The organism is Negadavirga shengliensis, from assembly GCF_042652345.1.
Lineage (GTDB): Bacteria > Bacteroidota > Bacteroidia > Cytophagales > Cyclobacteriaceae > Negadavirga > Negadavirga shengliensis.
In genome coordinates, this window is sequence record NZ_JBHSJJ010000008.1 from 132,984 (window position 1) to 152,725 (window position 19,742).

A 19,742-nucleotide genomic window follows, 5' to 3' on the forward strand; every position below is an offset into this window, starting at 1 on the left:
AACTTAAGATCATCAATAAGGCTTCCAATAGTGGCTTTTGTGGCCACTATTGTTATTTGTCAAGGTATACGGTTACTTTTTTTCCATCCAGTGTAAATTTTAGGTCCAAAGAATAGGCAATACTTTCCATCACGTTGACCAGGTAGTCATTATCAAACTTACCCGATACCACAGCGTTAGAGGGCATCTCGCCTGATGTCTCTATTTCCACATTATACCACCGCTCCAACTGCCGAAAACATTCGTCCAGAGGAGTTCTTTCAAACAGCATAATGCCGTTTTTCCATAGAGCTGCTTTACTTAAATCGTAAGCTTTGACGGCGAAAGAACGGTTTTGGGTGAGTGTGGTTTCCAAACCCGGCTCCAGGAGAACCTGGTCCTGGTCATTTTGCACTTTTATTTTTCCCGAAGTAAGCTGTACTTTGAATTGGTCGTCATATGCGTTGATATTGAAACTGGTTCCCAGCGCTTCCACCATCACATTGGCCGAAGTGACCCTAAAAGGCAGCAAGGAGTCAGGCGCCACTTCGAAATAGGCCTCTCCCTCCAGGAAAATGTTCCTGTTTGTGGTAGAATAATCCCCGTCATAGACGATACGTGAAGCGGAATTCAAGTAAACTGTACTGCCATCCGGTAAAATGAACTTGGTTTTTTGCCCTTTTTCACTCTGCTTTTCAGTCATGACCGACGTGGCAAGAGGGCTTGGATCGTTGGGCTGCTCAAATAAGCCCGTAAAATAGTGAACGGAGAAAGCGACAGCAGCGATCAGCACGAAGCCAGCGGCGATAGCAAACCACTGCTTTTTATGTCTCTTCCTGTTTTCAAAGGTGGTGATTTTGGTGTTGATGCGCCTGAAAACATCCGCTTTCTCTTCCTCATCAGGGACTTGGGATTTGCTGGCCATCGCCTCCAGCAACAAAGCAGCTTCGTCAAGTATCGCTTTTTTCTCTGGGTTTTCTTTTCGCCAATGTTCCCAAAACAGGTTTTTGCCGGAATCAGAATCCAGTATCCAGCGTCTGAAGCTAGGATCCTGCAAGAAATCTTCTATATGGTTGAATTCTCTTTTCAAGGTTTTTGGGAAAGATTTGCCTATAAGAACCCTGACTTGGAGAAATCTAACCTATCAACCGGATATTTTTTTGATTTTTTTAAAGCTCCGATAATTTTTTCTTGTCTATCTGCGCTCTCAACAGTCCACTGACTTTATTGATGATATTATAAAGGTACTGCTGGTCCAGTCCGGTCAGGCTGCTGATTTCACTATAGTTGAGCCCTTCAAAAAACTTCAGGTGGACAATTTCCTTATGTCTTGGACTGAGCTGGTTGATGTATTTTTGCAGGTAAAGGGCGGTGGATTGGTTCTTTTCTTCCATCATCCAAACATCCATAAAGTTTTGGCTTTGTGAGACATTGTTCAATACAGAGCTGTCAACCTTGAGGGTGTCTTTTTTCAGTTGTTTTAGTAGGTTTCGCCTGAACGCGGAAAAGAGATAAAACTTCATTGAATGCCGGATATCGATTTGTTTTTTGTTTGTCCATAGCCGGACAAACAAATCCTGTATGGTATCTTTGACCCTGTCTTCATCCTGGGTAATGTGCATACCATAAAAATAAAGCCCATCATAGTAGGTCTCATAGAGGTGTTGAAAAACCTCCCTGTTGCCGTAGGTTATCAACCTCCACAGTTCACTATCCGAACAATTAGCGAAGTCCAATTCTGTTGTTGTTTTGGGGACGAAGCAGTAGAACCTTCCGTAGAAAGTTTGTTTTATTTCACGCGAATTCCATCAAATATAAAGAATGCTGACTTTATAAATAAAAATATTATCAGATAATTAAAAAATATCCTTTTATTTATACTCGCAAATCACATGGATTATAACGTAAATATTTCTTTTTGCAGCATTCACCAATTTTGAATAATAATAGTGGTTTGGTACGTTGTTGAGAATGTAAAACCTGATACTTGATAAAAAATGAATTTTTTTGCCATTTAATTGAATTAGGAAAAACGGGATACATTTTTTGAATTCACCGCCGGGGGTTGATTTTCAAAGTGGCTCCCCTATTGAAAAAGCTTAATGTTTTTGGCTGTTTTTGCTGAAAAAGTTGACTTTGATGGAAGCGATCAGTACGATGACGGCCAATCCTGCTGTAACGGCGTCTACCCAGGTGTCCGGGAACTGAAGCCCAAAAAGCCGTTCCATGAGATAGCTGATATAAGAAGAGGGAAGATCGGTTTCTCCCAGCTCCCGAAGTACGTCCCAGTGCCAGTCCGTTAAGAAGCAATACCCCCACCCATACCAGATCCCCAAGATAATCCACGACGCAAAAGTAAGGGTAATGGTGACAAAGTGCCACTTTTGCAGGGGTTTCCACATCCATGCAAACAGGTTGAAGAGTATGAGCGCGGTATGGAAGACAACAAAAAAGTTGTCGACCAGTTTAAGTAAACCCTGGTGTTCCATTCTAGAGCATTTAGGTAAATGAGGCCAGCCGGTACCCTTTGGCCGGCTGGTCGGTGTTGAACAATAAGATTTAGGGTATTTTTATCAGGAGGCCAGCACGGCAAGACAGGCTTCCTGGCATTTTCTGCAGGCCTTGGCACACTCCTGACAATGGTCATGATCATGTTTTTCACATTCATCTGCGCAAATACCACATACTCTTTCACAGAATTTCAATAAATCATCAAAAGGACCAAATTGCACGGATAGCATCTTGGCGGTGCTGCTGCATAGTTCTGCGCACACTCTGTCTGTCCGTATGCAGGTTATCATTTTTTCAAGATCCTTTTCCTCAAGACAGGCATCGGCACAGTGATTGCAGGCTGCCGCACACTCGTTAAGTATTTGGATCAATTCTGATTTGCTGTTCATGATTGTTTAGTTTATGGTTAAATGATAAAGTGTTTTATGCACAAAGAATGTGCCCGGGATTCAATTTTCCTTGAAATCCTCCAAAGCCATTTTAGCGAATTGTCCAATGATGACCTCTGCTTCTTCAAGTGTTTTAAAACCTTCTACAAATACGGCCATGACCAAGGGTTTTTCCATAAAAATGATACCCGCATCTGCACGGATATAGTCCAGGGTGCCGGTTTTGTGGGCCATTTCCGTTTCTGGTGGCAGGTACCTGCGAAAAGCAGTGCCATCTGCACATGATTTCAGCAGGTGTATGGCTTCATCCCGGTATTCAGGAGACAGGAAATCCTCATTTATAAGCATTAAAAACAACCGGTTGATCTCTTTTGCACTGGTGTAATTTTGCCGTCCCGCCTCTATGGCTTCAAAATCCATCATCAAGCGATTAAGCTGGGTGGCATGAAAACCTTGGCCCTTTAGCCATTGCTGAATGTTCTCCATGCCTAAAATGTTGATCAGGATATTGGTGGCCGTATTGTCACTGATACGGATCATTTCCTCAGCCAGGTACCTCAAGGTAAACCGGCTGCCAGCGGGAAAAAGCTGAAGCTGCCCACTGCCTTCTGCTTTATCTTCTTCCTGAAGCTCGCGTATCTCATCAAGGTCCACTTCTCCCCTCCCTACGGCCTCCATAAGGTAAAATAAAATCGGCACCTTGATGATGCTTGCCGAAGGCACCTGTTTTTCAGCTTGGTGGGAAAAGAGGACGGTGCCATCTCCCCGCTGTACCGTGCATGAAATTTCGATGTGCGGTGGCAGGTGATTTAGATACGCCTTGATATTTTCCTGTGCGCTTGTTTGGCAAAAAGATGCCTGCAGAAATAACAGCGTATAGATTACGGCTAACGTTGTATGGAAACCATATGGAGGATTGTCTTTCATGCGGATTTCACATCATGTTGTATTCGTAAGTGGATTGGAGGCCCAGCGGTATGCCCAAAGCCCAATAGATCAGCAAAAACAATGTCCATGTGATCAACAGGAAAATGGAATAGGGGAGCATGATGGAGACCAAAGTCCCTATTCCGGTATTTTTCACATATTTTTGGCAAAAAACAACCACCAGAGGGAAATAGGGGAGAAGCGGGGTGATGATATTGGAAACCGAATCTCCCACACGGTATGCTGCCTGAGTAAGGTCCGGTGAAATACCTATTTGCATCAGCATGGGTACAAAAATAGGGCTGATAAGTGCCCATTTTGCCGAAGCCGAGCCCACCAACAGATTGACAAATGCGCTTAAACATATAATGCCAACAATGGTTATTTGGCCGGGAAGCTGCATGCTTTGAAGAAAATTGGCACCCTTAAGGGCGATCAGGGCGCCGATATTTGATTTGCCAAAGGCATCAATGAACAGGGCACAAAAAAATGCCATCACAATGTAATGCGACATGCTTCCCATGGATTTGCTCATGGATTGTACCACATCCGTAGAAGATTTGTAATTGCCTACAATAAATCCAAATAGGATACCCGGAACCCAGAATAAAAGGAATATCAAAGGGACAATGGATCTCATCAAAGGCGCTGTGAAGGAAGTGATCTCTCCATCCGGATCCCTGAGTGACGAATCTGTGGGATATGCCCACAGGAAAAGCCCCGCCAGCCCCGCGACCATCACCAGAGAAGCGATCTTGAACCCACGGGTTTCGGAGGCGGTAAGTTTTTCCATGGCGGGGATATCTTCCGGATTGCCATCTACGGCGGTTGTTCGCTGCAGTCGAGGTTCAATAATTTTGTCGGTAATATACCATCCTACCCCGATGACCAACAAGCTGGAAAGTCCGGTAAATATAATATTGTTCAAGGGGTTCAGGGTAATTTCCGGATCAATGATGCGGGCCGCAGATTGGGTAAAGCTTTGAAGCAATGGGTCTATAGCCGAAGGGATAAAATTGGCGCTGAAGCCGCCGGAAACTCCCGCGAAAGTGGCTGCGATGCCGGCCAGTGGGTGCCGGCCCACCGCATAAAATATAACCCCTCCCAAAGGAATCACCAGCACATAGCCTGCATCCACAGCAGTATGGCTTACGATAGCCACCAAAATCAAAATCGGTGTGATCAATTTCTCGGGGGTGAAGCTCAGCAAATATTTGAGACCTGCATTGATATATCCCGAATGTTCTGCGACGCCTACCCCCAGCATGGCCAGCAAAACCACGCCAAGAGGGGGGAAGTTGATAAAGACACCGATCATCCGGGATAGAAAATCCGCCATTTCCGGGCCTGTGAGTAAGTTTTGAATCCATAACTTGTCTCCCGTTCTAGGATCGGTTTCACCAAAGTCAATGGGAGCGAGTATGGCCGAGAAAAACCAGGTGGCCAGCATCAGGATCAAAAAAAGGATGGCTGGATCGGGAAGCTTGTTGCCTATTTTTTCTATAAAATTGAGAAACTTGTCCAGGAGGGTGGTTTTTGCCGCTGTGTTTTCCATTTGGTTTTGTTTTGCCTGAAGCCAAAAATAATAAGGTAAAGCGAAAAATTAGGGGAATTTCTTCGTTGAGATGGTTTTATTTTTTGATTTGGAAGTGGTTTTTGATTTTGATAGTCCGATTTTTTGGAATGGAACGCGGATGACACGGATGTGGCGGATGCCCGCGGAACACCCAGCGCAATGGAACGCGGATAGCACGGATAAAGCGGATTGTCGCGGAAAAACACCGGTGCAATGGAACGCGGATGACACGGATGTGGCGGATGCCCGCGGAACACCCAGCGCAATGGAACGCGGATAGCACGGATAAAGCGGATTGTCGCGGAAAAACACCGGTGCTATGGAACGCGGATGACACGGATGAAGCGGATAGTCGCGGATAAACACCGGTGCTATGGAACGCGGATGACACGGATGAAGCGGATAGTCGCGGAAAAACACCAGTGCAATGGAACACGGATGACACGGATGAAGCGGATAGTCGCGGATAAACACCGGTGCTATGGAACGCGGATGACACGGATGAAGCGGATAGTCGCGGAAAAACACCGGTGCAATGGAACACGGATGACACGGATAAAGCGGATAGTCGCGGAAAAACACCAGTGCAATGGAACGCGGATAGCACGGATTTGGCGGATGCCCGCGGAACACCCAGCGCAATGGAACGCGGATCACACGGATGGGGCGGATGCCTGCGGATAAAATCTGTGAAAATCCGCCTGATCGATGTCATTTGTGGTGGGTTTTTCGAACCATCAGCATATTATTGCGAAGGAACGAACAGTGGTAGTGAGTTTATTTATGATGATATCGATGGGTCCAATTGACTTTTTATGAGATTGTATTCAAAATTTAAATATCCGATGTATGGAATTCTTAAAAAAATACTTATTTTTTAGTTTAAATTATTGGAGTCATGAAGCTATTTGTATACATGCTGATTTTGGTAGCTGCTTGTTCGTGCAGGCCAAGGTCTTCATTGGATATCTATCAAGGGAGTCTTGAGGAACTGGTTGTGGGTGAATTTATTTTATATAAAGATGTTGAGACGAAATATATCCACAATTTAAGGACTGTTACTGAAAGGGAGGATTGGGTGATCTTAAGTTCTTATCTTCCGGATAACAGTGGAATTGTATTTAAGTTTTATGACATCGGTTCTTCCGAATTAATCCGTAAAATATCTATCCCATTTGAGGGTCCTGAAGCCTTGAAAGGGGGTAGGGGAGGAAGTGCTTTTCTACGCAATGAAGGTGAGGTCATCCTTATCGGTGGAAATGGGAACGTAGGATCATATGATAGCTCGGGTAGGAAAACCAATGAATGGAAGGTGGATTTTCATCTTCCTTCCAACAGTTCTGAATTTGTAACTATGGAGACCAGAAAAGGATTGATGGTGGAGTGCGGAGACTGGATTCAAGTTGGGCAGGATCCTTCGAACCCCCTAAAAAATTTCGATCCCAAATCCAGGCTTATGAGTTCGGAATTTCCATTGGATTTCTCATCTTGGCTGAGTCAAATCAACCTCAAAACCGGTCAGGTACGGCATTCCGTTTTTCATATTCCACGCGGATATGAGCTATTTCAGGGAGATGTTTTAGCCACCCAGCTTTTTGGGGCTGTGGACACAAAAAGGGGAGATTATTACCTTGGTTGGCCTTTTTCCGATACTTTATACAAGTTGAGGGATATGGAACTGGTGGAAAAGCTGAAACCGCAGACATCTGTTGATTTCAAATACATGCCGAGTGAGAGAATAGCAGTGGCTGAATCCTCTACCGTATGGATGTTGCCGAAGGAAGCTTCTCAGCATATTTTTTTACTTTATGATGAAGCAAATGACTTGTTTATCAGGGCATCCAAAATAAATGAATCAGGAATCGGGGAGACTAAGTTTGAAAGAACCAAGCATTATGTGCTCCAGGTATTTACAGGAGAATGGGTGCCATTGGGAGAATATTTTTTTGACTTTGAAAGTGTTCTGGATTTGGAGAATTGGTTTTTAACAGGAAAAGGGCTGTATCTCAACAAACCGGAACAACCGCTTGAAGACGAGTATGTATTCTGGCATGTTGATTTGTCGAATTCGGGTACAAAGAATTAGGTTACCCAATCAGGATCTGTTGTGGTCAGTATGAAGGAACGCGGATGACACGGATAAAGCGGATAGTCGCGGATAAACACCGGTGCTATGGAACGCGGATGACACGGATGAAGCGGATAGTCGCGGAAAAACACCAGTGCAATGGAACGCGGATGACACGGATGAAGCGGATAGTCGCGGATAAACACCGGTGCTATGGAACGCGGATGACACGGATAAAGCGGATAGTCGCGGAAAAACACCGGTGCAATGGAACGCGGATGACACGGATGAAGCGGATAGTCGCGGAAAAACACCAGTGCAATGGAACGCGGATGACACGGATGTGGCAGATGGTCACAGAAAAAATCCGCGTGAATCCGCTCAATCCGCGTTATCCGCGTGCTATGATGGAATAAGGTTTTTTATGAATCGAATTTTTTTATCAGGTGTACATGGCCCCGTTGACCTGAAGGGCTTGTCCGGAGATGTAGGAACTCATGTCTGATCCTAAAAATACGCAGGCATCGGCCACTTCTTCCGGTTGACCACCTCTTTTCATGGGAATTGCGTCCCTCCATCCCTGTACGGTTTTCTCGTCCAGCACGGCGGTCATTTCAGTTTCTATAAAGCCAGGGGCCACGGCATTGCAGCGGATGTTTCTGGAACCAAGCTCCAGGGCCACGGATTTGGTAAAACCGATAATGCCTGCTTTGGAAGCGGCGTAATTGGCCTGGCCGGCGTTGCCTTTCAAGCCCACCACGGAAGTAATGTTGATGATAGAACCCGCTTTGGCTTTCATCATCGTCCGGGTTATGGCCTTTACGGTATTGAAACAGGATTTCAGGTTGGTGTTGATGACCTCATCCCAGTTTTCTTCGGTCATTCTCATAAGCAGGTTGTCCCGGGTGATTCCCGCGTTGTTGACCAATATATCTATCCCCCCAAATTCGGTTACCACGTCGTTAATGAGTTGTTCGGCAGCCTGGAAATCCGACGCATCCGATCTGAACCCCTTGGCTTTAATACCAAAAGCAGCTAACTCCTTTTCCAGTTCCTGGCCCTTTTCAACACTCGATAAAAAAGTAAAGGCCACATCAGCACCTTCTTGGGCGAATCTGATGGCAATGGCCCTCCCTATACCTTTGGAAGCTCCCGTTATCAGGGCTTTTTTTCCTGTAAGTAATCCCATATGTAGAATATTTGGTGAAATTTTTATTTTCAAAAATAGGGATTTATTCATAAAAAAAAGGAAACAGTCAATGATATGGGTTCTATACTTCTTCTGAAATTCTCTTTGCTACACCGTAAAAATCGTGTTTCTATCAGCTTTGTTATTGAAAACCAAATTTTTTTCTGAACATTATTCTTATAAATTTGCATAGCAAAAAAGTAAATAAAAAAACAAAAATATGTCTTCAACAAAATTTGATGTCATCGTCGTGGGCAGCGGGCCCGGAGGTTATGTTGCAGCTATTCGTGCTTCCCAGTTGGGATTGAAAACCGCCGTGGTGGAAGCGGCGGAACTCGGCGGGATCTGCTTGAACTGGGGATGTATTCCGACCAAGGCCTTGATTAAAAGTGCCCAGGTTTTTGAATACATTAACCACGCCGAAGATTACGGGATTTCAGTAGATAAAGCCAAGGTCAATTTTTCTGACATGATCAAAAGGAGTCGGCACGTGGCTGACGGCATGAGCAAGGGGATACAGTTTTTGTTCAAGAAAAATAAGATCGAAAAATTGACGGGTTGGGGTAAAGTGCAGCCTGGAAAAAAAGTGGAAGTTGAGGACAAGGATGGCAAAAAGACGGTTTACAGTGCAGATCATATCATCATCGCTACCGGCGGCCGGTCCAAAGAACTACCGGCTCTCAAAATCGATAACAAGAAAATCGTAGGATACAGAAAGGCCATGACCTTGGATAAAATGCCCAAGAAAATGGTGGTGGTAGGCTCGGGGGCAATAGGCATTGAGTTTGCTTACGTATACAGCTCCATTGGTGTGGATGTGACCGTCGTTGAATTCCTGGACAGAATCGTTCCCAATGAAGATGAGGAAGTGTCAAAGACTTTGGAGAAAATATATAAGAAAAAAGGTCTCAAAATCATGACCAGTTCCGAAGTCACTTCTGTGGATACAAAAGGTTCCGGATGCAAAGTGACTGTGAAAACCAAAGATGGGGAAGAGAAGATTGATTGTGATATCGTACTTTCTGCCGTGGGTGTGGTTTCCAATGTGGAAAACTGTGGCCTGGAAGATGTAGGCATTTTGGTAGACAAGGGCAAGATCAAAGTGGATGAATATTATAACACCAACATGCCGGGCTATTACGCCATCGGTGACGTGATTCCGGGACCGGCATTGGCCCATGTGGCCTCTGCTGAAGGGATAATTTGTGTGGAAAAGATTGCCGGCCAATCCCCGGAACCCTTGGACTACAACAATATACCCGCTTGTACTTATTGTATTCCGGAAATATCATCCGTAGGGTACACGGAAGCCAAGGCAAAAGAAGCCGGCTATGAAATCAAAGTGGGTAAATTCCCCTTCACCGCATCAGGAAAGGCCTCTGCTGCAGGAGCCAAGGACGGTTTTGTGAAGTTGATTTTTGATGCCAAATATGGCGAATTGCTTGGCGCGCACATGATTGGATATAATGTAACAGAGATGATCGCCGAAATTGTGGCAGTCAGGAAATTGGAGACAACAGGGCACGAGATCATTAAAGCCGTGCATCCACATCCGACCATGTCGGAAGCCGTTATGGAAGCCGCGGCGGCCGCTTATGGGGAAGTGATCCACCTGTAAACTCCCCTTCTTTTCATTAGGAGACTTAAATAATTCGCCCTGGAACAACTTGTTTAGAAGCATTCCAGGGCATTTTATTTTCACGTAAATTGCGGCATCATAAAAAAGCAATAACCATGGAACTCCAACTGTCTACTCCCGCCCTGCTTTTTTCAGCCATCACCCTGCTGATGCTGGCTTATACCAACAGGTTTTTGGCCATGGCCAACCTTATCCGTGGACTGCATAAAAAATACCTGGATAGCTCCGATCAGGAGATGATCATTGCGCAGATCAAGAATTTACGGAAACGTTTAAATATGATCAAGAACATGCAGATTTTTGGGGTGCTTAGCTTTTTGTTGTGCGTGGTTTGCATGTTTTTATTGTATAAGGGGTTCAGGGAAGCCGCTAACATTACCTTTATGGCCAGCATGTTGTGTTTATTGATTTCACTGTTTATTTCCTTGATGGAACTTCAGATATCCACAAAAGCCTTGAATATAGAGCTGTCGGATATGGAGGATGTGTTGAACAGAAAGAGCACGTCCATAGGGGATATTATCAGAAAGAAATAGATTTTCAGAAGCTATGGACGTTTCAATATTGCCTATAGATCTCAGGAGTGATACACTTACCCAACCTACGTTAGGGATGAAGGAAGCCATGATGACTGCCAGGCTGGGGGATGATGTTTTTGGCGAGGATCCCACGGTGACAGCCCTGGAGGAGAAACTGGCTGCTGTTTTTGGGATGGAGGCAGGTTTGTTTTGCCCATCGGGCACCATGACCAACCAGATAGCCATCCGCCTGCATACCCTGCCCCAGACGGAATTAATCTGTCACCGGGATTCCCATATCTACCTGTATGAAGCCGGAGGGATCATGTCCAACTCCCATGCTTCGGTCAAATTGTTGGAAGGGGCATATGGGAAAATCACGGCAGAAGCGGTACGGGAGGCGATAAATCCTGATGATGACCATGCTCCCGAAACGGTCTTGGTGTCACTGGAAAACACCATGAACAAAGGGGGCGGCAGTGTTTATCCCTTGGAGGAAGTCCGGCCTATTTCCAATATCTGTAAGGACCACGGCCTGAAGCTGCACCTGGATGGGGCCAGGATTTTCAATGCTTTGGTGAAAACAGGGGAAAGCGCCATGGATTGGGGGAATGTATTTGATACGATATCCGTGTGTCTGAGCAAAGGGTTGGGTTGCCCGGTGGGCTCGGTGTTGTTGGGAGACCGGCCGTCTATCCGAAAGGCCAGAAAAATCCGGAAAGCCTTTGGAGGTGGGATGCGCCAGGCGGGGATGCTTGCAGCAGCCGGGATTTATGCACTGGATCACCATGTGGATCGGTTGGAAGAAGACCACACCAGGGCTCAAAGGATCGGCGAGGTGTTGTCCAAACATTCCCTGGTAAAAGAGGTATTGCCCGTGACCACCAATATTGTCATTGCCATACTGGAAGGCATAAATCCGGAGAAAATGCTGGAAAAGTTGGCGGCCCAAAACATCAGAGCAGTCAAATTCGGAAAAGACCGGATCAGGATGGTGACCCATTTGGATATTGATGACAATCTTTTGGAGATGTTTGAAGAGAGAATGCAAAAGATTTGCGTATAGACATGATTCGGGAAGCTTTTTTTATGGTCACTTGAAACCAAATGAGAGAGAATCTGAAGGTAAACAAACAACTCATATCCGAAAAGAGACGGGTTGATTTTTTAAAAAAGAGATAGAAGTCCCGCCTATATTACCCATACTTATAACGGTATTATTAATAATTAAATTTTAATAATTATATTTTTTAATATATTTTCAATAGTTTTAAATGGATAAAAATAACGATAACAATTTTTTAATCACATTTTCATCTTTAAAAAATAGCCGTATTGTAATGTTGTTCATCAAAATCCATTAAGTATGAAGAAGATTTACCTATTATTCAGCTTGTTGTTGGTGTGTGCCGGACACCATTATTCCAATGCCCAAGGGACTGACGCGTCCATTGCGGGCACCGTCTACGATGATCAGAATATGCCGTTGCCAGGTGCCACGGTTCAGATAAGGAATGAATCCACTGGGTTTGAAACCGTTTCTGTTTCTTCAGTCAACGGTACCTTTCTGTTTAACCAGCTGCCTGTTGGAGGGCCTTACACGGTTACGGCCACTTTTGTCGGGTTTGCGGAATCCAGGAAATCCAATATTGTGCTCAACCAAGGGGAACGTGTGACCGCCAATTTTGACATGAGCGAGTCGGCTACGGGCCTTGAGGAAGTAGTCGTTAGTGGTTCGGGATTTCGAAGCAGGGACAACAGGCTCTCCGCCTCTACGTCTATCTCTGCCACGGATGTGCAGACCCTTGCCGCCAATGACCGTAACTTCAACAATTTGGCGGCCCTATCGCCATTGGTTGGCTCCGGCACCAATATATCGGGTATGAGTGCCCGTTCCAATTCCATCCAAATTGACGGGGTAAATTCCAGAGAAGCCAGTTTCGGGGGAGAAAGCTCCTCGCCTTATAGCCTTTCGATTGAAGCCCTGAGGGAATTTGAAGTCGTGACCAATTCCTATGACGTGATAGATGGGAGAGGAGCCGCAGGAGGAATCAAAGCCGTGACCAAATCAGGTACCAACACCTTTCAGGGAAGTGTTTTTTCCTACCATTGGGATGAAAGGCTTGCTGCCAATGAGGACCTTATGGGAAGAAGTATTCTCGGGGATACCAAAAACCAAAGAGGCTTTAGTCTGGGAGGGCCTATTATAAAAGACAAACTTCATTTTTATGTGGTATACGATGGGGAAAGGTTTGATCAACAATACGACTTATGGATGCAATCCAGTGACCCTGGTGTCTTACAAAGCAATGATGGAGGACGCATATCGCAGGAAGACATGGACCGGGCCCTTGCCATATTAAGGACTCCAAGGTACGGAGTAGATGATGGACCGCAATACGGTTTTTTTCAAAGAACCCGCAGTCTGGATACCTGGTTTGGCAGACTGGACTGGCAGATCAACCGAAAACATACCCTTACTTTGAGACTGACCTCCAATAACTTTGAGGAGCCTGATAAAAATAACAGTGATATAGGCCGGTATGGCCTCCACGCCTCAACATATGATTTTGTGGACAAGGGCCATAATGCGCTGCTTTCTCTTCGGTCTCAGTTGAGCTCCACCCTCTCCAATGAGCTCAAAATAGGGAATTATTACAACTTCAGAGGAAATGTGATTACCACTGGAAGGCATCCTCAGTTGTGGATCCTGGGAGAATCAGAAACCGCACCCGGAGTGATGGAGCAATATACGTTGGTTCCCCGTTACAACAGATGGACTCCTGAGGAACAAACCAATAACACCTATAATATTGTCAATAACCTTTATCTGACCAAAGGTAAGTATCACTTTACCTTCGGCACGGACAACCTGATCACCAATAGCCGGGGGATTTATACCCACGATACCCAAGGAAGATTTGATTTCTTTACCCTGGATGCGCTGGAGCGGGGCGAGCCTGATCGTTATAGACGAAAACATACCAATCCCGGACAGGAGTTGGTAGACCCTGTAAGTGTATGGATGTTTGACCTGTCTTTGTATGGACAGGTATCTACCTTTTTGCGCCCCAACTTAGAAGTGTCTGCGGGTCTTCGATATGATGTGAATATTTTCGGGACGAAAGCAGATTATAACCCATTGCTTGAAAGTGAATTGGGTTATAGAAATGATGTGGCGCCGGTAGACTTAAATAACATACAACCCAGGCTGAATTTTAATTGGGACCTGAAAGGCGACGGGGTACATATTGTCAATGGGGGTGCGGGATGGTTTGTAGGCCAAGTAGTGACCAGACCTTATATTTACTCTCTCATCGATAACGGCATACGCTTTACCGGGGTGGATATCAGCAGGGGGGATGTCGACGAATTCGGAAATCCGGTTCCCATGCCTACCCCTGACTATGAGATGTACGACAGGGATTACAGTACCATTCCGGGTGACGGTTTGACCCGCGCGGATCTTTATCCCTCAGAAGGCAGTGCTGCTCAGGTAGTGCGGTTTTTGGACGAAAATTTCGAAGTACCCATGTCTTTCCGGACCAACCTGAGTTATCACCGGTACCTGTCACCTTGGCTGAGGGTAGGGGCAAGTTTATTCTATAACAGGACGTGGAACATGTACGTGATGGAAAACGCCAACCTCAATCCAGAGGTTCAATTTACCCTTAATGGAGAAGGAGGAAGACATGTATACACCCCATTGGACCAATATTCGGTAGCCGACCGCGGCAACAACAATTTTAGAGGAGCAAGGATTTCGGACCAGTTTGAGGATGCATTGATGTTTACCAATGGGTATACCAACAGCTTCAAGGCATTGGTGTTGGATGCTGCTTTTGATTTGCCACGCGGCGGTAAGATCAACCTGAGTTACTCCCGAGGAGAGGCCAGAGGGGCAGAACGGTTCCGGAATGAAGACGACCAGCGTTTTACCGGTGTGTCTTATTTTGATTATAGTTTTATTAACAATGCATATTCTCCTGATGATTTCAAACATAAAATACTGGCTAACATTACTTCTCCAAAAATGGGGGGAACCACCATTGGCCTGTTTTTCAACCTGATCCAAAGAGGAAGGTTTTCCGCCCTGACGTTCAACAATGATTTGAACGGTTCAAAAATAAGGGAACTAATTGGATACACTGCCTTTATATTTGACCCTGATGATCCACAGACGGCGGCGTTACAGGGTGAGCAATTCGCAGCGGACCTCAAATGGCTGTTTGAAAACACTTCCCCTGAAGCCAGAAAATATCTGGAAGCAAGTAGAGGACAGTATGCCCGGCCAAATGGAGGTCTCAGACCCTGGATGCCTGAAAGCAATCTGAGGATTTTGCAGGAAATCGAATTGTACAAGAACCATAAGCTTACTTTAAATTTTGACTGTTTTAATCTGTTAAACCTGATTAACCCGGAATGGGGAGGTTATCACAACATTATCAATGAATTTATCTATGATGTTCAGTCCTTCGACCCGGAAACCCAAAGGATCCAGTATGCCGTACGGAGAAATTTTGGAACCAAAAGGTATGAGGGACGTGGCTTTACTTTGATGCTTGGAGCCAGGTATTCCTTTTGAAAAATCAAAAAATTGTGTTTGGGCCGGACAGCGTCATGTATGTTGTCCGGTTTTTTTATGGTATCTGACATTTATTTTGACCCGGGCTTTGGGGGATTTTGTATGGTGTGCGTTTTTGGTAAATTTGTTTTTGAACCCTTTTAATCACATCACATGGATCAAACACCTCTGGCAGAGCGGATGCGGCCCGCACACCTCGAAGACCTGATCGGACAGGATCACCTGTCTGCTCCGCATACTTTTTTATATAAAGCCATCAAGTCGGGAAATGTGCCGTCCATTATTCTCTGGGGGCCTCCCGGGGTGGGGAAGACCACCATTGCCAATATCATAGCCAATGAAGTCAAAGCCCCTTTTTATACCCTCAGTGCCATCAGTTCAGGCGTTAAGGATATACGTGATGTCATCCAAAAAGCCAGGTTCCAGCAGGGTGTGGTATTATTTATTGATGAGATCCACCGCTTCAACAAATCCCAGCAGGATGCCCTTCTGGGAGCGGTGGAAAAAGGCATCATCCGGCTGATCGGCGCTACGACGGAAAACCCTTCATTTGAGGTCAATGCTGCCCTGCTTTCCAGATGCCAGGTTTTCACCCTCAATGCCTTGGACAGAAAAGACCTCGAGGCCATGATGCATCAGGCATTGGAAAAGGATGTTGTGCTGAGGAAAAAAGAGGTGGAGCTGAAGGAAACCGATGCCTTATTGCGGATTTCGGGCGGAGATGGCAGGAAATTGCTCAACCTGCTGGAAATCGTAGTGGACAGTATAAAGGAAGAACCCATCGTGATCACCAATGAGATCGCTATGGAGGTGGCCCAAAGAAAAGTGGCGCTTTATGACAAATCAGGCGAACAACACTATGATATCATTTCGGCATTTATCAAATCCATCAGAGGCTCTGATCCCAACGCGGCGGTCTATTGGCTGGCCAGGATGATAGAAGGAGGAGAGGATGTGAAATTCATTGCCCGCAGGCTGGTTATCCTGGCTTCAGAAGACATCGGCAATGCCAACCCCAACGCCCTGCTGTTGGCCACCAACTGTTTTGAAGCGGTGAACATGATAGGTTATCCGGAGGCCAGGATCATTTTGTCGCAGTGTGTCACCTATCTGGCTTCCTCTCCCAAAAGCAACGCCAGCTACATGGCCATCAACCAGGCGCAGGCTTTGGTGAGACAGGAGGGGGATCTCCCCGTGCCGTTACATCTTCGAAACGCTCCTACTAAACTGATGAAGGACCTGAACTATGGGAAGGCCTACCAATATGCACACGATTACGAGAACAATTTTGTACAGCAGGAATACCTACCAGACAAACTCAAGAATACCAAGCTGTATGATCCGGGACAGAATCCCAGGGAGAATGAGCTCAGACGCCAGCTGCAGAAGCTATGGGGAAAGAAGTACGGATATTGAGTATCTACCAAGAGCCAATAATCAAGATAAGAGTTGCCCGAGATGGGAAATAGGATAATCACTAACCCTACTTTGTAAAGTAAAAAAAGATAGCGATCGCCTCAGAATTCTGTCCGCTCAAATACGCTCCCGGCTGTCCGTGCCGTGTAAACCGTCGTAGTTGTCATGGTTGGGGTGCAGGGGAAGTCGATTACCCTACCCACCCTGACAGTCTCGCCTTGGCGGACAGACAACGACGACAACTGAGCGACCGAAGGGAGTGGGACAACCTGGTCTAAACTAACATGATAAAGCAGGGCTAATAACCCAATAACCAATAACTAAAACCGTGGATTAAAAAAAACTGGAATTGTTCATGAGATTTAACGCGCTTTTATCTTCCTCAGGTATAGAGGAAATCGTTTGATCTTTTCTTAACCTATTCAGTTACATCAAATCACCGATAAACCCATGCAACTTACTCGTTTTGTGCTGACTACAACTGTTCTTTATTTGTTGTTCACCTTAGATAGTATAGGGCAGGATGCATCACAGCAAATACTTTTTAAAAGCCCGGCAGAAAATTATTTAGAAGCCCTGCCCCTGGGAAATGGCAATTTGGGTGCCTTGATTACCGGTCATGCCAACAAAGACAGGATCATGTTGAATGACAAGACATTATGGTCCGGAGGTGTTCAGGATGCGGACAAGGAAGATGCCCATCAATACCTGAAGCCTATTCAGCAGCTTTTGCTGGAGGGCAAGAACAAGGAAGCGCAGGAATTGTTGCAGGCCCATTTCGTGGCCAAAGGCAGGGGCTCCGGTTTTGGCAACGGGGCAAAAGATCCTTATGGCAGCTACCAGACGTTAGGGGATCTTTGGATCATTTGGCGTGATACGCTGAAAGAAGTCAGCGAATACCAGAGAAAATTAGACTTGGACAAAGCCCTGGCCACCACAACCTGGAAAAGGAACGGGATTTTGTATACCCAGGAAGCTTACACCAGCATAGAGGATGGATGCTTGGTGGTAAAATTATCCGCAAGCGAGAGAGGAAAACTGGATTTCAAAATTGGTCTGGATAGGAGAGAAAATGCATCAACCTCGGTATCAGACGACCATGGGTTGTTGATGTCGGGCCAGCTTCCCAATGCAGACCAACCGGGTATGAAATTTGCCGCCCGCCTTCGTGTGGTGAATGTAGGAGGCGAGGTAAAGCCGGATGCTGAAACAAATCAGTTGGAAATATCGGCTGCAGACAGCTGTTTTTTGATTCTGGTCTCGGCCACGGATTATCATATTGATGATTATACGGCCAGGGGGCCTGACCCTGTCGAACAGGTAAAGGGGAAAATGCCGCACTTTGGACCAAAACAGGCGGACTTTTTTTTTGAAAGGCATTTGCAGTCTTACCAGCGGTACTATTCCCGCCACTATCTCAGACTGGCTGAAAGCGAACCAGGTATCGGACAACTGGAAACTCCGGAGCGGTTGGTTAGATTTGCAAGGGGTGAGGCAGACAGCCAGCTTCCGGTGCTTTATTACAATTTTGGCCGGTATTTGTTGATTGCTTCTTCCCAGCCGGGAGAGTTGCCGGCTAACCTACAAGGAATTTGGGCGCCGGAATATCAGGCGCCCTGGAATGGGGACTATCATTTGAACATCAATGTGCAAATGAATTATTGGCCCGCTGAGCCTGCAGGATTGGGAGAGCTGGCGGAGCCTTTACACCGCTTTACAGCGTCGCTGGTCAATTCCGGGGAGAAAACGGCCAGAGCATATTATAACGCCCCCGGCTGGGTAGCCCACGTGATCAGTAATCCCTGGGGCTTTACATCTCCGGGAGAAGGCGCTTCCTGGGGATCTACGTTGACGGGGGGCGCTTGGCTGTGCTCGCATATTTGGGAGCATTACCGGTTCTCCCGGGACAAGAATTTCTTAGAGGCTTACTATCCGGTCCTGAAAGGGGCGTCGGAGTTCCTGTCAGCCATTCTTATAAAAGAGCCAAATGAGGGCTGGCTGGTGACAGCTCCGTCCAATTCTCCTGAAAATACTTATATAACCCCCGAGGGATTCAAAGGGCAGACGGCCATGGGCCCAACCATGGACATGCAAATTGCCAGAGAGCTTTTTGGCTACACAGCTGAGGCGGCCAGGTTATTGGGAAAGGATGCCTCATTTGCAGCTGTTTTGGATAGCATCCGCCATCGAATGGCTCCCAACCGGATTGGGGCAAAAGGAGACCTCAACGAATGGCTGCATGATTGGGAAGATGCTGAGCCGCTTCACAGGCATGTGTCCCATTTGTATGGTTTGCACCCCTATGATGAAATCACCCCTTGGGATACCCCGGCTCTTGCCGAAGCCGCCAGGGAAACCTTAAACCAAAGAGGGGATGGAGGCACAGGCTGGAGCAGGGCATGGAAAATCAACTTTTGGGCAAGGTTAGGGGATGGCGACCACGCATTCAAGCTCTTGAAAGAATTGCTGAAACCCGCAGGAGGAAATAGCAGCAATTTCAATACCCATGATGGAGGGACCTATCCGAATTTGTTTTGTGGTCATCCACCTTTTCAGATTGACGGTAATTTCGGTGGCGTGGCGGGAATTGCGGAGATGCTTTTACAAAGCCATGGTGAAAATGAAGTCATCAGGTTTTTGCCGGCATTGCCTTCAGAAGCTTCATGGCAAAACGGCGCTGTCATGGGGATGAGGGCCAGAGGTGCTTTTTCAGTTGATTTTGAATGGGAGGCGGGAAAAATCAAACAAGCACAAATCGTTTCATTGGCCGGGCAGGATTGCCAGGTAGCCGTCCCTGAGGGATTTAGGGTTGAGGATAGAAAGGGAAACAGCGTGAAGTTTTTGGAAACAAACGGTTCTTGGAGATCTTTTGCCACAGAAAAAGACGGCGTTTATTTTATGAAGAAGCCATGATCCGGAAGTCCAGAGGGTTAAAAAGTTATCCA

14 protein-coding genes are annotated in these 19,742 nt (G+C 46.1%); 7 read left to right on the top strand and 7 right to left on the bottom strand.

The features are described 5' to 3' along the window. Positions 1 to 52: 52 nt before the first annotated feature. The 6 genes from ACFPFU_RS15050 to ACFPFU_RS15075 form a co-directional block, all read right to left on the bottom strand. Complete coding sequence (locus tag ACFPFU_RS15050; protein ID WP_377065597.1) at positions 53 to 1,069, bottom strand: FecR family protein; 1,017 nt, start codon at positions 1,067 to 1,069, stop codon at positions 53 to 55. 79 nt (positions 1,070 to 1,148) lie between these two features. After that, positions 1,149 to 1,715: an RNA polymerase sigma factor gene (locus ACFPFU_RS15055; RefSeq protein ID WP_377065598.1), complete on the bottom strand. Its 567-nt coding sequence runs from the start codon at positions 1,713 to 1,715 to the stop codon at positions 1,149 to 1,151. Between the two features lie 363 nt (positions 1,716 to 2,078). Next, positions 2,079 to 2,468, bottom strand: a complete 390-nt coding sequence (locus tag ACFPFU_RS15060) for a DUF2784 domain-containing protein (RefSeq protein ID WP_377065599.1) — start codon at positions 2,466 to 2,468, stop codon at positions 2,079 to 2,081. Between the two features lie 84 nt (positions 2,469 to 2,552). After that, a complete protein-coding gene (locus ACFPFU_RS15065) occupies positions 2,553 to 2,879 on the bottom strand; it encodes a four-helix bundle copper-binding protein (protein WP_377065600.1) in 327 nt (108 codons plus the stop codon). Between the two features lie 60 nt (positions 2,880 to 2,939). Then, positions 2,940 to 3,806, bottom strand: a complete 867-nt coding sequence (locus ACFPFU_RS15070) for a serine hydrolase (RefSeq protein WP_377065601.1) — start codon at positions 3,804 to 3,806, stop codon at positions 2,940 to 2,942. Between the two features lie 7 nt (positions 3,807 to 3,813). Then, positions 3,814 to 5,361, bottom strand: a complete 1,548-nt coding sequence (locus ACFPFU_RS15075; RefSeq protein WP_377065602.1) for an AbgT family transporter — start codon at positions 5,359 to 5,361, stop codon at positions 3,814 to 3,816. Between the two features lie 919 nt (positions 5,362 to 6,280). On the opposite strand from ACFPFU_RS15075, the gene ACFPFU_RS15080 reads away from it, so the two are divergent. Then, entirely contained in the window at positions 6,281 to 7,468 is a 1,188-nt protein-coding gene (locus ACFPFU_RS15080) for a hypothetical protein (RefSeq protein WP_377065603.1), read from the top strand. Positions 7,469 to 7,892: 424 nt separating this feature from the next. Here the strand turns inward: ACFPFU_RS15080 and fabG are convergent, their stop codons facing one another. Next, on the bottom strand, positions 7,893 to 8,639 hold the full coding sequence (gene fabG, locus ACFPFU_RS15085) for a 3-oxoacyl-[acyl-carrier-protein] reductase (protein ID WP_377065604.1): 747 nt from the start codon (positions 8,637 to 8,639) through the stop codon (positions 7,893 to 7,895). A 220-nt stretch (positions 8,640 to 8,859) separates the two neighbouring features. On the opposite strand from fabG, the gene lpdA reads away from it, so the two are divergent. The 6 genes from lpdA to ACFPFU_RS15115 all read left to right on the top strand — a co-directional run bounded on the left by lpdA (position 8,860) and on the right by ACFPFU_RS15115 (position 19,710). Then, on the top strand, positions 8,860 to 10,257 hold the full coding sequence (lpdA, locus tag ACFPFU_RS15090) for a dihydrolipoyl dehydrogenase (RefSeq protein WP_377065605.1): 1,398 nt from the start codon (positions 8,860 to 8,862) through the stop codon (positions 10,255 to 10,257). A gap of 116 nt (positions 10,258 to 10,373) precedes the next feature. Continuing rightward, positions 10,374 to 10,814, top strand: a complete 441-nt coding sequence (locus ACFPFU_RS15095) for a DUF2721 domain-containing protein (protein ID WP_377065606.1) — start codon at positions 10,374 to 10,376, stop codon at positions 10,812 to 10,814. 13 nt (positions 10,815 to 10,827) lie between these two features. Continuing rightward, on the top strand, positions 10,828 to 11,862 hold the full coding sequence (locus tag ACFPFU_RS15100) for a threonine aldolase family protein (RefSeq protein WP_377065607.1): 1,035 nt from the start codon (positions 10,828 to 10,830) through the stop codon (positions 11,860 to 11,862). 300 nt (positions 11,863 to 12,162) lie between these two features. Next, complete coding sequence (locus ACFPFU_RS15105; protein ID WP_377065608.1) at positions 12,163 to 15,381, top strand: TonB-dependent receptor; 3,219 nt, start codon at positions 12,163 to 12,165, stop codon at positions 15,379 to 15,381. Between the two features lie 153 nt (positions 15,382 to 15,534). After that, on the top strand, positions 15,535 to 16,797 hold the full coding sequence (locus ACFPFU_RS15110) for a replication-associated recombination protein A (protein ID WP_377065609.1): 1,263 nt from the start codon (positions 15,535 to 15,537) through the stop codon (positions 16,795 to 16,797). 450 nt (positions 16,798 to 17,247) lie between these two features. Next, positions 17,248 to 19,710 (top strand): glycosyl hydrolase family 95 catalytic domain-containing protein, encoded by a 2,463-nt coding sequence (locus ACFPFU_RS15115; protein ID WP_377065610.1) that lies wholly within the window; start codon positions 17,248 to 17,250, stop codon positions 19,708 to 19,710. Positions 19,711 to 19,742 lie beyond the last annotated feature (32 nt).